Source organism: Streptomyces sp. NPDC058796, assembly GCF_042745235.1.
In the GTDB taxonomy this organism is placed as follows: Bacteria; Actinomycetota; Actinomycetes; order Streptomycetales; family Streptomycetaceae; genus Streptomyces.
Window position 1 is genome coordinate 205,560 of record NZ_JBHYOP010000011.1, and the last position, 12,798, is coordinate 218,357.

General features: G+C 72.1%; 12 protein-coding genes. 4 read left to right on the forward strand and 8 right to left on the reverse strand.

Annotated features, from left to right (window positions below):
• Positions 1-2: 2 nt before the first annotated feature.
• Positions 3-431 carry a PPOX class F420-dependent oxidoreductase gene (locus ACFW47_RS27115; RefSeq protein ID WP_386285315.1) on the reverse strand — a complete coding sequence of 143 codons (429 nt, stop codon included), beginning with the start codon at positions 429-431 and terminating at the stop codon, positions 3-5.
• Between the two features lie 107 nt (positions 432-538).
• Between ACFW47_RS27115 and ACFW47_RS27120 the strand changes: the two genes are divergently transcribed.
• Positions 539-952, forward strand: coding sequence for a roadblock/LC7 domain-containing protein (locus ACFW47_RS27120; protein WP_386285313.1), 414 nt, complete (start codon positions 539-541; stop codon positions 950-952).
• 139 nt (positions 953-1,091) lie between these two features.
• The gene (locus ACFW47_RS27125) at positions 1,092-2,024 is read left to right on the forward strand and encodes a DUF6397 family protein (RefSeq protein WP_386285311.1); all 933 of its coding nucleotides are present in this window, start codon (positions 1,092-1,094) and stop codon (positions 2,022-2,024) included.
• A 12-nt stretch (positions 2,025-2,036) separates the two neighbouring features.
• Here the strand turns inward: ACFW47_RS27125 and ACFW47_RS27130 are convergent, their stop codons facing one another.
• Both ACFW47_RS27130 and ACFW47_RS27135 read right to left on the reverse strand, forming a co-directional pair.
• Positions 2,037-2,906 carry an acyl-CoA thioesterase gene (locus ACFW47_RS27130; RefSeq protein ID WP_386307417.1) on the reverse strand — a complete coding sequence of 290 codons (870 nt, stop codon included), beginning with the start codon at positions 2,904-2,906 and terminating at the stop codon, positions 2,037-2,039.
• A gap of 19 nt (positions 2,907-2,925) precedes the next feature.
• Positions 2,926-5,439 (reverse strand): DEAD/DEAH box helicase, encoded by a 2,514-nt coding sequence (locus tag ACFW47_RS27135; protein WP_386307419.1) that lies wholly within the window; start codon positions 5,437-5,439, stop codon positions 2,926-2,928.
• A gap of 145 nt (positions 5,440-5,584) precedes the next feature.
• Here ACFW47_RS27135 and ACFW47_RS27140 point away from each other — a divergent pair, with 145 nt between their 5' ends.
• A complete protein-coding gene (locus ACFW47_RS27140; protein ID WP_217250276.1) occupies positions 5,585-6,379 on the forward strand; it encodes a metal-dependent hydrolase in 795 nt (264 codons plus the stop codon).
• Positions 6,380-6,429: 50 nt separating this feature from the next.
• Here ACFW47_RS27140 and ACFW47_RS27145 read toward each other — a convergent pair whose 3' ends face one another.
• The 4 genes from ACFW47_RS27145 to ACFW47_RS27160 all read right to left on the reverse strand — a co-directional run bounded on the left by ACFW47_RS27145 (position 6,430) and on the right by ACFW47_RS27160 (position 11,237).
• Complete coding sequence (locus ACFW47_RS27145) at positions 6,430-6,702, reverse strand: type B 50S ribosomal protein L31 (protein WP_386307420.1); 273 nt, start codon at positions 6,700-6,702, stop codon at positions 6,430-6,432.
• Between the two features lie 60 nt (positions 6,703-6,762).
• Complete coding sequence (locus tag ACFW47_RS27150) at positions 6,763-7,233, reverse strand: DUF5709 domain-containing protein (protein WP_386285299.1); 471 nt, start codon at positions 7,231-7,233, stop codon at positions 6,763-6,765.
• Between the two features lie 384 nt (positions 7,234-7,617).
• Positions 7,618-9,399, reverse strand: coding sequence for an ABC transporter ATP-binding protein (locus ACFW47_RS27155; RefSeq protein WP_386285296.1), 1,782 nt, complete (start codon positions 9,397-9,399; stop codon positions 7,618-7,620).
• Complete coding sequence (locus tag ACFW47_RS27160) at positions 9,396-11,237, reverse strand: ABC transporter ATP-binding protein (protein WP_386285294.1); 1,842 nt, start codon at positions 11,235-11,237, stop codon at positions 9,396-9,398. Before ACFW47_RS27160 ends, ACFW47_RS27155 begins: the two co-directional genes overlap by 4 nt.
• Before the next feature lie 182 nt (positions 11,238-11,419).
• On the opposite strand from ACFW47_RS27160, the gene ACFW47_RS27165 reads away from it, so the two are divergent.
• Positions 11,420-12,172, forward strand: a complete 753-nt coding sequence (locus tag ACFW47_RS27165) for a hypothetical protein (protein ID WP_386307421.1) — start codon at positions 11,420-11,422, stop codon at positions 12,170-12,172.
• 32 nt (positions 12,173-12,204) lie between these two features.
• Here ACFW47_RS27165 and ACFW47_RS27170 read toward each other — a convergent pair whose 3' ends face one another.
• Positions 12,205-12,666 carry a MarR family winged helix-turn-helix transcriptional regulator gene (locus ACFW47_RS27170; RefSeq protein ID WP_386285290.1) on the reverse strand — a complete coding sequence of 154 codons (462 nt, stop codon included), beginning with the start codon at positions 12,664-12,666 and terminating at the stop codon, positions 12,205-12,207.
• Positions 12,667-12,798 lie beyond the last annotated feature (132 nt).

A 12,798-nucleotide genomic window follows, 5' to 3' on the forward strand; every position in this document is an offset into this window, starting at 1 on the left:
TCTCAGTCCGCCACGGCCTTCTGGGCCAGGACCTTGTCGACGGTGACGCGGACGAGGAGCTCGCCCGGCACTCCGTTGCGGGCCCCGAACTCCTCGGCACGTTCCTCGCCCATGTACCGGGCACCGATGCGGGCGGCCCAGTGCCGGAGTTCGCCGAGGTCCTCCGAGATCCGCGCGCGGCCCTGCAGTACGACGAAGTCGAAAGGGGGCCGGTCGTCGTCCACGCACAGGGCGACCCGGCCGTCACGGACCAGATTGCGTCCCTTCACGGTTTCCTTGCCGGTGTTGAACACCACGTCGTCCCCGTCGAGCAGGAACCAGACCGGTGCCACGTGCGGGCTGCCGTCCGCCCGGACGGTGGAGAGCTTGCCGGTGCGGGTGCCGTCCGAGACGAACGCCCGCCATTCCTCATCGGTCATCTTCTGTGCCATGCCCACATCCTCCTTGCCCGGAGCACGGCCGTGGTGAAGGCTGGCGGGCAGATCCTCCGGTACGGGGGAGACGCACGCACACGGGGACGACACGGGGAGATCGGATCATGGCGCAGAATCAGGGACTCGGCTGGCTGCTGGACGACCTGACCGAGCGCGTCGAAGACGTCCGGCACGCGTTGGTCCTGTCCAACGACGGGCTGGTGACCGGAGCCAGTACGGGACTGCGGCGCGAGGACGCCGAGCACCTGGCCGCCGTATCCTCCGGACTGCACAGTCTGGCCAAGGGGTCGGGGCGCCACTTCGGCGCGGGGCAGGTACGGCAGACGATGGTCGAGTTCGACGACGCAGTCCTGTTCGTGACCGCCGCGGGCACGGGCAGCTGCCTGTGCGTGCTCAGCGGCGCGGAGGCCGACATCGGGCAGATCGCCTACGAGATGACGCTGCTCGTGAACCGGGTGGGCGAGCATCTCGACGTCGATGCGCGACAGCCGGGACGGATATCACCGAAAGAGCTCTGACCTGGCCATTTCGTCCTCCCGTGAGGCCGGCTGCGGAGTTTTCCACAGGCCTCCCGCGGAGATCGCGGCAGCGGCTACCGTTCTGTGTCAGGCGGGCGCGGACCGGCGCCCTGCCGCACACTCCACGGGGGAGACGAACATGTCCGGCAGCACTCTCACGCACCAGCCCACGACCAGCGGCCGACGCGTCGGCACGACCCGCGGGACCACCCTCGCGCCCGGCCACGCAGCGAGGGAACTCTGCCTCAAACGCAGCGAGTTCGACCTGGCCGTGAACCTCGGCCGTATCCGCACCGTTCCCGGCGCCTGCGACGACGCGGGGAACGGCCGGCGCGTCGCCCGCGAAGAGATCGAGCGGGTCCGTGCGACGGAGGGCTTCCCGCAGACTCTGCGGGACCGCGTCCGGACCGTCGGGACCACGGAGGGCGCGGCCCTCATGACCGTGACCAGGGCACGCTTCACCCGCCTCGCACGTCTGGGCCTCCTCGTGCCCGTGCGCTTCTACGTCAATCGGTACCGTGCCGTCGTCTGGCTGTATCTGGCCGACGAGCTACGGCGGTTCGCGGAAGACGCGCACAACGCCGCACTGCTGAAGGGCCGCACGCCCGAGGGACTGCGCGACCAACTGACGGAAGGCCTGGACCTGCGCCCCCGCAACTGGCGGGGACGGTACCTGGGGTTCCTCCTCCGCCAGGCCGGCGACCCGTGGGCCCGGGCAGCGGCGGTCGCGTCGCTGCTGGACCCGGTCGAGGTGTCGCAGGCCGTCCGCGATCCCTACGAGCGTTCTCAGCTCAACCGGCTGCGCCGGGAGCCGCCGGCCCACGGATCACCCGGCTCTCCGGCCGCGACGCTCGCCGAAGAGATCATGACCGCGGCCGACCCCGACGAGATCGACTGGCTCCGCACGAACCTGGCGGGCGAGATGGAGGCGGCACGGCGGCACCTTCCCGCGCCACGCCCGGCCTCTCCCTTCACGCAGTCACCGCCCGGCCGGGAAGCGCCACGGCGCGGGGGCGAGGAGGCCGGACGGCTCCGCGGCCTGCTCGGCCGGCTGTGGCGCAAAGACCCCTGACCGACCGACGGCCTACTCCAGGGCCCGGAACAGCCCTTCCTGGACGACGGACACCAGCATCCGCCCCTCCCTGTCGTAGATCCGGCCCCGTGCCAGCCCCCGCCCGCCGGTCGCGATCGGTGACTCCTGGTCGTACAGGAACCACTCGTCCGCGCGGAACGGCCGGTGGAACCACATGGCGTGGTCCAGCGACGCCATGTCGAAGCCCCGCGGGCCCCACAGCGGTTCCACCGGGATGCGCACCGCGTCCAGCAGCGTCATGTCGCTGGCGTAGGTCAGGGCACAGGTGTGCACGAGCGGGTCGTCGCCGAGCGGCCCGACCGCGCGCATCCACACGGCACTGCGGGGCTCGGCGTCCTCGACGTCCTCGGCACTCCAGCGCAGCCGGTCCACATAGCGGATGTCGAAGGGCTGACGGCGGGCCATCCGCTCGAACTGCTCGGGCAGCGCGCCCAGGTGCTCTCGCACCTCGTCGGCGACCTTGGGCAGGGACTCGGGGTCCGGGACCTTGCGGGCCGGCGGCAGCTGGTGCTCGAAACTCCCCTGCTCAGGCTTGTGAAAGGAGGCGGTGAGCGTGAAGATCGTGCGGCCCTGCTGCACCGCGGTGACCCGGCGGGTCGTGAACGACCGTCCGTCCCGGTCCCGTTCGACCTGGTACACGATCGGCACGCCCGGGCGCCCCGGGCGCAGGAAGTACGCGTGCAGCGAGTGGACCGGGCGGTCGCCCTCCGTGGTGCGGCCGGCGGCGACCAGCGCCTGGCCGGCCACCTGGCCGCCGAAGACCCGCTGCAGCGACTCCTCGGGGCTGCGGCCGCGGAAGATGTTGACCTCGATCTGCTCCAGGTCGAGCAGGGCGACGAGGCTCTCGGCCGGATTCGTCATGGGTGGGATTCTCCTGTGCTCACAGCTGGCCGACATCGGTGACGCGGACGACCGCCCGGCCCTCCGCGTCGGAGGCCGTGAGGTCGACCTCGGCGCTGATGCCCCAGTCGTGGTCGTCGTTCGGGTCGTCGAAGATCTGCCGCACGCGCCACAGGCCGCTCTGCGGCTCCTCCTCGATGATCAGCAGCTTGGGGCCGCGTGCGTCGGGACCGGTGCCCAGGTCGTCGTACTCGTCCCAGTACGCGTCCATGGCCTCGCCCCACGCGTCGGCGTTCCAGCCGGCTTCGCCGTCCATCTCGCCGAGTTCCTCGACCTGGTCGAGGGCGGCGAGCTCGACCCGGCGGAACATGGCGTTGCGGACCAGGACGCGGAAGGCGCGCGCGTTGGCGGTGACCGGCCGCACCTGGTCGGCCTTCTCCTGCGCCTCCTCCGCGGTCATCTCCGCCGGGTTGGCCAGCTGCTCCCACTCGTCCAGCAGGCTGGAGTCGACCTGGCGCACCATCTCGCCGAGCCACTCGATCAGATCCTGCAGGTCCTCGGACTTCAGGTCGTCGGGGACCGTGTGGTCGAGGGCCTTGAAGGCGCTCGCGAGGTAGCGCAGCACAATGCCTTCGGTGCGGGCCAGTTCGTAGTGGGAGACCAGCTCCGTGAAGGTCAGTGCCCGCTCGTACATGTCCCGGATCACCGACTTCGGCGACAGCGGGTGGTCACCGACCCAGGGGTGGCTCCTGCGGTAGGTGTCGTAGGCGTGGAAGAGCAGCTCCTCCAAGGGCTTCGGGTACGTGATGTCCTGGAGGCGCTCCATGCGCTCCTCGTACTCGACGCCGTCGGCCTTCATCGCGGCCACGGCCTCGCCGCGCGCCTTGTTCTGCTGGGCGGCAAGGATCTGGCGTGGATCGTCCAGCGTGGACTCCACGACGGAGACCATGTCCAGCGCGTACGACGGCGACTCCGGGTCCAGCAGCTCGAACGCGGCCAGGGCGAAGGTGGACAGCGGCTGGTTCAGGGCGAAGTCCTGCTGCAGGTCCACCGTGAGACGGACGATGCGTCCCTCGGCGTCCGGCTCGTCGAGCTTCTCGACGATGCCGCCGTCCAGCAGCGACCGGTAGATGGCGATCGCCCGGCGGATGTGCCGCAGCTGCTGCTTGCGCGGCTCGTGGTTGTCCTCCAGCAGGTGCCGCATGGCCGCGAAGGCGTTGCCGGGCCTGGCGATCACGGACAGCAGCATGGTGTGCGTCACCCGGAAACGGGAGGTCAGCGGCTCGGGCTCGGAAGCGATGAGCTTCTCGAACGTGTTCTCCGACCAGGCGACGAAACCCTCGGGCGCCTTCTTGCGGACGACCTTCCGCCGCTTCTTCGGGTCGTCACCGGCCTTGGCGAGCGCCTTCTCGTTCTCGACGACGTGCTCGGGCGCCTGGGCGACGACGAAGCCCTCCGTGTCGAAGCCGGCCCGCCCGGCCCGGCCGGCGATCTGGTGGAACTCGCGGGCCCGCAGCGTGCGCACCCGGGTGCCGTCGTACTTCGTCAGGGCCGTGAACAGGACCGTGCGGATGGGTACGTTGACGCCCACGCCGAGCGTGTCCGTACCGCAGATCACCTTCAGCAGACCGGCTTGGGCGAGCTTCTCCACCAGCCGCCGGTACTTGGGCAGCATGCCTGCGTGGTGGACACCGATGCCGTGCCGGACGTAACGGGAGAGGTTGCGGCCGAACTTGGTGGTGAAGCGGAAGTTGCCGATCAGCTCGGCGATCTTGTCCTTCTCCTCACGCGAGCACATGTTGATGCTCATCAGCGCCTGGGCCCGCTCCACGGCCTGCGCCTGCGTGAAGTGCACGATGTAGACGGGTGCCTGCCGGGCCTCGAGCAGATCGGTGAGCGTCTCGGTGAGCGGCGTGTAGCGGTACTCGTAGGAGAGCGGCACGGGCCGGGTTGCCGAGCGGACCACCGCCGTGGGACGGCCGGTGCGGCGCGCGAGGTCCTTCTCGAAGAAGGAGACGTCACCGAGAGTGGCCGACATCAGCACGAACTGGGCCTGCGGCAGCTCCAGCAAGGGGATCTGCCAGGCCCAGCCGCGGTCGGGTTCCGCGTAGAAGTGGAACTCGTCCATGACGACCTGGCCGATGTCCGCGTGCTTGCCGTCGCGCAGGGCGATCGACGCCAGGACCTCGGCGGTGCAGCAGATGACCGGCGCGTCGGCGTTCACGGAGGCGTCACCGGTCAGCATGCCCACGTTCTCGGTGCCGAAGAGCTTGCACAGCTCGAAGAACTTCTCCGACACCAGTGCCTTGATCGGCGCGGTGTAGAAGGTCACCTCGTCACGGGCCAGCGCGGCGAAGTGGGCGCCGGCGGCGATCATGCTCTTGCCGGAGCCGGTGGGCGTCGACACGATCACGTTCGCCCCGGAAACCACCTCGATCAGCGCCTCCTCCTGATGGGGGTAGAGCGTGAGACCGCGTTCCTGGGACCACGCCTCGAAGGCTTCGTACAGGGCATCGGGGTCGGCGGTCCGCGGCAGCTGATCGATGAGGGTCACGCCCCCATCTTGCCTGGCCTCGGCCGCGATGGGGGAATCGGCTGTCCGCATGAAGATCACGAACGCTACGCTGGGTCGCCGACGAGCCTTCGGCGGACCGGGACAACTCCACAGCGGCACACGAGGAATGGGGCAGGCAGCGGCGATGATGGGACCAGCACACTCACTGTCGGGCGCCGCGGCGTGGCTCGGCGTCGGAGCGGCGACCGCCGCGGCGGGGCACCCGATGCCCTGGCCGGTCCTGCTCGCCGGAGCGCTGATCTGTGCCGGAGCGGCGCTCGCCCCGGATCTCGACCACAAGGCGGCCACCATCTCCCGGGCCTTCGGGCCGGTCTCACGAGGACTGTGCGAGATCGTCGACAAGCTGTCCTACGCCGTCTACAAGGCCACGAAGAAGCAGGGCGACCCACGCCGCTCCGGCGGGCACCGCACGCTGACCCACACCTGGCTGTGGGCGGTCCTGATCGGCGGGGGCACCTCGGTGCTGGCCATCACCGGCGGCCGCTGGGCAGTGCTGGCCATCCTCTTCGTGCACATGGTGCTCGCCATCGAGGGCCTGCTCTGGCGGGCGACCCGCGGTTCCAGCAGCGACGTGCTGGTCTGGCTGCTGGCAGGGACCAGCGCGTGGATCCTCGCCGGGATACTGGACAAGCCGGACGGCGGCTCCGACTGGCTGTTCACCGCACCTGGCCAGGAGTACCTGTGGCTGGGGCTGCCGATCGTGCTCGGCGCGCTGGTGCACGACATCGGGGACGCGCTGACCGTCTCGGGCTGCCCCATACTGTGGCCGATACCCGTGGGCCGCAAGCGCTGGTACCCCATCGGCCCGCCGAAGGCCATGCGGTTCCGGGCGGGCAGCTGGGTCGAGCTGAAGGTGCTGATGCCGGCCTTCATGCTGCTCGGCGGAGTGGGCGGCGCGGCGGCGCTCAACTTCATCTGAGCGATGGGCGGCCCCGGCCGCTGGGGCGCGGAGCCGGTCGTCGGGACCGTTCAGCCGGCCCCGCCGGAGCCTTGTCCCTCGCCCCCGCCGTAGCGTCGCTCGAAGCGCGCGACGCGCCCCTCGGAGTCCACCGTCCGGGCCTTGCCCGTGTAGAAGGGGTGGCTCTCGGAGGAGATCTCCACGTCCACCACCGGGTACGTCTCGCCGTCGTCCCACGCGATCGTCTGGTCGCTGGTGGCGGTGGAGCGGGTGAGGAAGGCGTATCCGGCGCTGCGGTCCCGGAAGACGACGGGCCGGTACTCGGGGTGTTTGTCCTGCTGCATGGCTGCTCCTGGTGCGGCGCGGATGATGGACGCGACGGCGGCACACCGTCGCGGGTGACGTCAGCCGGGCAGCGAGCCCTCGTCGACGACGTGCATCGCGGCCTCCTCGGCGGAGGCGGCGGCACCGTCGATGCCCACGTCCGTGGCGACCAGGGCCGGCTCCTCGTCCTCGTGCGTCCCCTCGTCGGGTGCCACGAGCCGGCCGGAACGATCCGTGCCGACCTCGTTGTCCAGCAGTTCCCCGTCGGTGCCGTCGGAATCGCCCAGCCCGTCGCCGCCGGGCGGGAGCACGTCCGGCCGCTCCTCGGAGAGCCGCTGCTCCAGCGTTTCGCCCCGGTGGCGTTCGGCGGCCGTCACCCCGGTGTGTTCCACCGCCCAGGGGCGTTCGGGCGGGGACCAGCCGCGATCGAGGGGATCGTCCACCCCGTCGTACTCCAGGGTGTCCTCGCCGTCGAGCAGCCCGGTGTCCTCGCGCTGCTCGGACCCGTCGGGCTGGTAGACGTCGTCTCCCCATCCACCGACGCTGTTCACGGGTACCTCCTGGGGGTGGGGGCGAAGCCCTTCTCGCCGTGGTCCGCGGCGGGCCGCCGCTGCACGGGGCACAGGCGTCACCCCTCGCGGAACCGCACGGTTCCCGGGGCCACCCCGAGCCGGTGCCTTCTCCCAGCCTTCCACTCCTGTTCGGGACCGCGCAACGGCACGGCCGGCGACCGGGCCCCCGGCGCCCATGCCCCGCCGGGCCGGCCGGGGCCGGGCACCCACACTCCGGGCGCCGGCCCCGCCCGGCCCCTTCCGGCAGGAGTCAGCCACCGCCCGGGCTCGGCGGGAACCCGGCCCACCCGGCGCCGGGCGGCGTGGGACGCGGCGGACGCCCGGCCAGGCCTGGAGCCTGTCGCCCGGCGGCGCGGGGGCGGTTCACCCGTGCCAGGACCGCCAGAGTGCCGCGTACGCGCCGTCCGCCGCGACCAGTTCGTCGTGGCTGCCCAGCTCGCTGATCCGTCCGTTCTCGACGACGGCGATGACGTCCGCGTCATGGGCGGTGTGCAGACGGTGGGCGATCGCGATCACCGTGCGGCCGTCCAGGACCCGGGCCAGGGACCGTTCGAGATGGCGGGCCGCACGCGGGTCGAGCAGCGACGTCGCCTCGTCCAGCACCAGCGTGTGCGGGTCGGCCAGCACCAGGCGGGCCAACGCGATCTGCTGGGCCTGGGCCGGGGTGAGCGCGAAACCGCCCGAGCCGACCTCGGTGTCCAGGCCGTCGTCGAGCGCCCGGGACCAGTCGTCCGCGTCGACCGCGCCCAGCGCCGCCCACAGCTCGGCGTCGGTGGCGCCGGCCCGGGCGAGGCGGAGGTTGTCGCGCAGGGACCCCACGAAGACGTGGTGCTCCTGGTTGACGAGGGCGACATGGGAGCGGACGCGTTCGGCGGTCATCCGGGACAGTTCGGCATCGCCGAGAGTGATCCGGCCGTCGCGGGGGCCGTAGACGCCGGCCAGGAGTCGGCCCAGCGTCGACTTGCCCGCTCCGGAGGGACCGACCAGCGCGAGCCTCGTGCCGGGGGCCACCTCGAGCGACACCTTGCGCAGGACGTCCACCCCCTCGACGTAGCCGAAGTGCACGCGGTCGGCGTGGACGTGCCGGCCGGCAGGGACCAGCGAGGCGTCGCCGGTGTCCGGCTCGATGTCCCGGACACCCACCAGACGGGCCAGGGACACCTGGGCCACCTGGAGCTCGTCGTACCAGCGCAGGATGATGCCGACCGGGTCGACGAGCATCTGCGCGATCAGTGCCGCCGTGGTCAGCTGACCGACGCCGATCCAGCCCTGGAGGACGAACACACCGCCGATCAGCAGCACGGAGGCGAGCACGGTCACATGGGTGACGTTGATGACCGGGAAGAGCACCGACCGCAGCCACAGCGTGTAGCGCTCCCAGGCCGTCCACTCCTTGATCCGGCGTTCCGACAGCTCGATGCGGCGGGCGTCCAGCCGGTGGGACTCGACGGTGTGCCCGGCGTCCACGGTCTCCGCGAGCGCGGCGGCCACGGCGGCGTACCCGGCGGCCTCCGAGCGGTAGGCGGAGGGAGCCCGCCGGAAGTACCAGCGGCAGCCGATCACCAGCAGCGGCACCGCGAGCAGGACCGCGGGCGCCAGCGGCGGGGCCGTGACGACGAGCCCGCCGAGCAGCAGCACCACCCACACGGCCCCGATCGCGAGCTGGGGCACGGCCTCGCGCATGGCGTTGGCGAGCCGGTCGATGTCCGTCGTGATCCGGGACAGCAGGTCACCGGTGCCGGCCCGTTCCAGGACGCCGGGCGGCAGCCCGACCGAGCGCACCAGGAAGTCCTCGCGCAGATCGGCCAGCATCCGCTCCCCGAGAACGGCTCCGCGCAGCCGCACCTCCCGGACGAAGACGGCCTGGACGACGAGCGCCAGGACGAAGAAGGCGGCCGTCGGACCGAGGTGCAGTTCGCGGGCGCCGTCCGACACGCGTTCGACGAGTCCGCCCAGCAGGTAGGGGCCCGCCATCGAGGCGATCACCGCGACGGTGTTGACGGTGACCAGGAGTACGAAGGCGCGGCGGTGCCGGCGCAGCAGCTCCCCGGCGTAGGCCCGTACGGTCGCGGGCGCGCCGACGGGCAGGGTGCTCGCCGTCGTCGGGGCCGCCGGGTCGTACGGCGGTGGTGCGACGCCGATCATGCCTTCTCCTCGATCTCTTCCAGTCGGTGCAGTACGTCGTCGCCGCCGAGGACGTCGCCGTCCGGGGCCTGCCCGGGCGGGCTCGCGTCCCGGTGCGCCGCGGTCTCCTCGTCGGTCTCGCGGGTGACCACGGCCCGGTACCGGGGCTCGCTGTGCAGCAGGTCCCGGTGGGCGCCGGTGGCGGCGACCTTCCCGTCGTGCAGGAACACGATGCGGTCCGCGCGGTCGAGCAGCAGCGGCGACGAGGTGAAGACCACGGTGGTGCGTCCGGCGCGCAGGGAACGCACGCCCTCCGCGATCCGTGCCTCGGTGTGCGAGTCCACGGCGGAGGTCGGTTCGTCCAGCACCAGCGCCTCCGGGTCCGTGATCAGGGACCGGGCCAGAGCGAGCCGCTGGCGCTGCCCGCCCGACAGGGAGCGGGCCCGTTCGGTGATGCGGGCGTCCATCGGGTCCTCCGCGCCGAGCGAACCCTGCACCAGCGCCGCCAGCACGTCGCCGCACTGGGCCGCGGCCAGCGCGTCATCGGCGCCGACCTTGCCGGAGGCGGGCACGTCGAGCAGTTCGCGCAGTGTGCCGGACAGCAGGACAGGGTCCTTGTCCTGGACCAGGACGGCGGTGCGCGCGGACTCCAGGGGCAGTTCGTCGAGCGGCACCCCGCCGAGCAGGGCGGAGGTGCCTTCCTCCGAGGGGTGCCCGCCGAGCCGTTCCGCCAGGCGCCCTGCCGCGTCCGGGTCGCCGCACACCACGGCGGTGAGGCGGCCGGCCGGCGCGAGGAGCCCGGTGCCGGGGTCGTACAGGTCCCCGGTCGGGACCTCGGCGGCGCGCGATCCGGCCGTGTCGGTGGCCCGCTCCAGAGCCAGCACCCGCGCCGCCCGCTTGGCGGAGGGCCGGGAGAAGGAGTACGCCATGGCGATCTCCTCGAAGTGCCGCAGCGGGTAGGTGAGGATCATGACGGAGCTGTAGACGGTGACGAGTTCGCCGACGCCGATGCGGCCCTCGCGGGCCAGGTGGACGCCGTGCCAGACCACCGCGATCAGCAGCAGTCCGGGCAGCAGCACCTGGATCCCGGAGATCAGGGCCCACATGCGGGCGCTGCGCACGGCGGCGTGGCGCACCTCCTGGGAGGCGTCCCGGTAGCGGTCGAGGAAGAGCTCCTCGCCGCCGATGCCGCGCAGTACCCGCAGCCCGGCGACGGTGTCCGAGGCGAGTTCGGTGGCGCGGCCCGCCTTCTCGCGCTGGACGTCGGCCCGCCGGGTGGCCCGGGGGAGGAGGGGCAGCACCGCGAGGGCCAGCACCGGCAGGCCCAGGATCACGACGACGCCGAGGGCCGGCTCGTAGACGACGAGGGCCACGCAGACCAGCACGATGGTCAGGGCCGCCGCAGTGAAGCGGGAGACGGCCTCCACGAACCAGCCGATCTTCTCGACGTCCCCGGTGGAGACGGCCACGACCTCTCCGGCCGCGACCCGACGGGTCAGGGCCGAGCCCAGCAGGGCGGTCTTGCGGGCCAGCAGCTGCTGGACGCGGGCCGCTGCGGTGATCCAGTTGGTGACGGCGGCGCGGTGCAGGAAGGTGTCGCCGAGCGCGTTGCCGACGCAGCACAGTGCCAGCAGGCCACCGGCGAGGGCCAGTCCGGTGCCGGAGCGGTCGACGACGGCCTGGATGGCGAGACCGACGCAGAACGGCAGGGCGGAGACGGAGGCGAAGTGCAGCAGGCCCCAGGCCAGCGACTTGAGCTGTCCACCCAGCTGGTTCCGGAAAAGCCACCACAGGAATCGGGGCCCCGAGCGTGCGTCGGGCACGCCCGGGTCGGGAAACGGAAGGTCTTGGATCTGCATGACGTCCCAGTGGCTCGTGTCAGGGGGTGCCGTTGACCACGGCATGAAGAAGCTGCAAACCGTGAAAGGTTCGCGTCGCGACGTGCCCAAAATCAAGCGGTTTTCCGCGGCCGGGTCCGAATCCGGCTACCGCCCGCCGACCGTCTTCCCGGCCGGGCCGGCGCGGGTGCGACCATGGACCGATGCTCAGTGGTGCTGCACGGCGTACGGCGGTCGCGACGGCGGCCCTCGGGTTCCTCCTGGCGGCGTTGTCCGCCTGTGGCGGCTCGTCCGGGCCTGGCGCGGGGGATGCGGCGGGCGCACGCCCCTCGGCGAGCCGGAGCGGCGGCGTCACCGCCGACCCGACACGGATCCCGGGCGTCGGCGACCGGCTCCAGCGGCGCATACCCGCCGACTCCCGTCAGGTCGTGGCGGTGTACGGAGACGGCAGGGACTCCGCCGACGCCACGGTCGTGCTGTACACGAAGCAGGGCTCCGCCTGGCACCGCGCGCACAGCTGGGCGGCGCACAACGGAAAGAGGGGATGGACGACCGACCACCACGAGAACGACAAGCGCAGCCCCGTCGGGGTGTTCACCCTCAGCGACGCGGGCGGCGTCCTCCCGGATCCGGACCCGGCTCCCGGCGCCGGGCTCCCGTACACCCGTTCCGACGCCTTCGCGGCACCGCGGTCGTGGGCCAAGGCCTACTGGCACGACTTCGACTACGTGATCGCCATCGACTACAACCGGGTCGAGGGCACCCCGCCGAACGACCCCACCCGCCCCGAGGGGGCGTCCAGGGGCGGGAGCATCTGGCTGCACATGGACCACGGCAGCGGCACGTCGGCCTGTGTCAGCCTGCCCAAGGCGGGGATGGAGTACCTGCTGCGCACGCTCGACCCGGACCTGCACCCGGTGGTCGTCATGGGCGACAGGGCGCACCTCGAGGCCTGACCGCGCGCAGCGGGGTCCGACCGACCCCGCGGTCACGGTGTCCGGTGGACCTCTTCCGCCGCCGGGCCGTCGATGAGCGTGCCCAGGAGCCCGCCCAGCACCGTGCGCTGATCGTCCGTCAGCGGGGCGAGGATCTCCTCCGCGGCCGCGCGGCGCCCGGCGTGCAGTTCGCGCAGGGCCGCGCGCCCGTCGTCGGTGAGCTCGATCCGGATCACCCGTCGGTTGTCGGGGTCCGGGACGCGGCGTACCTTCCCGCCTGCCTCCAGCCCGTCGACCAGCGTCGTCACCGCACGGGGCACGACCTCCAGGCGCTCGGCGAGGTCGGCCATGCGGGGCGGCGAGCCGTAGTGCGCCAGGGTGCGCAGCAGCCGGGACTGGGCCGGTGTGATGCCGAGGCCGCGGTGCTCGAGGTGGCGCTTCTGGATGCGGTGCACCCGGCGGGTGAGGCGCAGCAACTGCTCGGCGAGCAGGCCGTCGGGATCGGGGGCGGTCATGCGGGAACAATATCAGGACGATGTTCATTGTGAGTATAGGTAACAATGAGCTATGGTCCGTAAGGTCGGTGCGTTCCTGTCGCGCCCCGCCGCCCGGCGCGCCCGTGCGGTCGTGCGACCGGGTCGTCACCG